Genomic DNA, 1,667 nt, shown 5'->3' with positions numbered 1-1,667 from the left:
AGCACGGCGACGCGCCGGACGCGCCCCGGCCGGTGCGGCGCGGTGGTGCGCACCGCCCGCTCCGGCTCGGCGTGCGGCCGCACCGTGATCGCCAGATCCCGGTACACGCGCCCGATCCGCCCCGCCGTGTCGGAGGATGGCGCAAACACCCGCGCGGCCCCAGCCAGGAATCGCCCGAACACCGCACGCCGCTCGCCCGGATCCGGCTCCTCGAACCCGTCCGCGTCCCGCGCCAGGCAGCCCCGGCACTCCGCAACCGCCGCAAGCCCGCAGTAGCGCCCGTCCGGCTGAACCAGGTGGTTGCGGTGGCACACCGGCGAGTAATCGTGCAGCGTCCAGGCGTAGGGGCGGCCCGAGCCCGCCACCACGTCCATCAGCGCCCGCGCCGCCGCCCAGCGCAGGCCCGCCAGCGAGTGCACGTGGATCAGCCGCGGCGCCAGCGTGGCCACGAACCCGGCGAGTTCGTCCGCGTCGCGCGGCAGGTACAGGCTGTCGAGGTTGGGCAGGTACAGGAATTCGGCACCGCGGTAGGCGACGTGCAGTTCGAGGTTGCGCGTGCGGTCGATCTGCAGCAGCACCACGGGGGTGCCCTCGGACCTAGCCTGGGCGATCAGGTCGTCGAGGTGGCGCTGGATGCCCCCGCCCCAGCTGTGGGTGACGAACAGCAGCGCCCGGCCGGCGACGTGCCGGGCCAGCCGTTCCAGGTCGAGCCGCGCCCGGCCCCGCCGGCCGGGATCGGCCTGGACGAGCTGGCCGACGCGGGCCGGGTAGTCGGGGTGCTTGGCCAGCAGCGCGGCCTGGCCGTGGTCGTAGGCGCCGCCGGCCCCGCCGCCGCCCTCCGCGCCGAACGAGATCTGGCCGGCATGGTAGACGTAGACGTCCTCGGCCATGAGGTTGCGGAAGCCGGCCTTCTCGGCGCGCAGGCACCAGTCGTTCTCCTCGCCGTAGCCGCGGCCGAAGGCCTCGGCGTCGAGCTCGCCCACGATGTCGAGGGCGTGGGCGGTCATATACATGCAGAAGCCGACGCCGGTGGGCACGGGCAGGCTGCGGCCGGGGTTGGTCGCGGCGGCCAGGCGGTCGAGTTCGGGCGGGGCGATCTCGAGCGGCATGGTGTTGTTGGCGTTGAAGCGCGGGTAGGAGCAGATCGTAGCGTTGTTGGACAGCGGCGTGACGCTACCCACGCGCGGGGTTGTTGGATCGGCTGGTTCGGCGTGTGCGACGAGGCGGTCGAGCCAGTCGCCGAACACCTGGGCGTCGGAGTTGAGCAGGACGACGGCGCGGCCCTGGCGCAGGGACAGCGCGCGGTTGACCGAGCGGACGAAGCCGAGGTTGGTCTCGTTCTCGACCAGGTGGAACAGGCCGCGGGCGGCCAGCGCCATGAGGTCTGCGGTCAGCTGCGGCTCGGGGGATCGGTCGTTGACGGCGAGCAGGGTGAAGGGTGTGGCCTGGGGCTGGGACAGGCAGGCATGGAGCGCGCGCAGGGTCTCGGCGCGACCCTTGTAGACCGGCATGATGACCAGCACGTGGGCGTCCGCGATCGGCCGGGCGGGGGGCAGGCCGTCCCAGTCATGCGGATCGGGGGCGGTGAGCGGCGGGAGCGTCCCGAGATCCTCGGGGCAGCCCATCAGGCCGGCGGCGCGGCCGACGCGCACGTAGTGCAGGAACGG

1 protein-coding gene is annotated in these 1,667 nt (G+C 73.6%); it reads right to left on the bottom strand.

All coding sequences use genetic code 11. The annotated features are described in order from the left end of the window. The coding region (locus MKK63_RS14050) for a glycosyltransferase (RefSeq protein WP_244002689.1) at positions 1-1,667 on the bottom strand (1,667 nt) is incomplete at both ends.

The sequence above is a fragment of the Methylobacterium sp. J-088 genome (assembly GCF_022829295.1).
In the GTDB taxonomy this organism is placed as follows: domain Bacteria; phylum Pseudomonadota; class Alphaproteobacteria; order Rhizobiales; family Beijerinckiaceae; genus Methylobacterium.
Note: the sequence above shows the minus strand (reverse complement) of the source record. Positions and strands in the feature narration are given on the sequence as shown.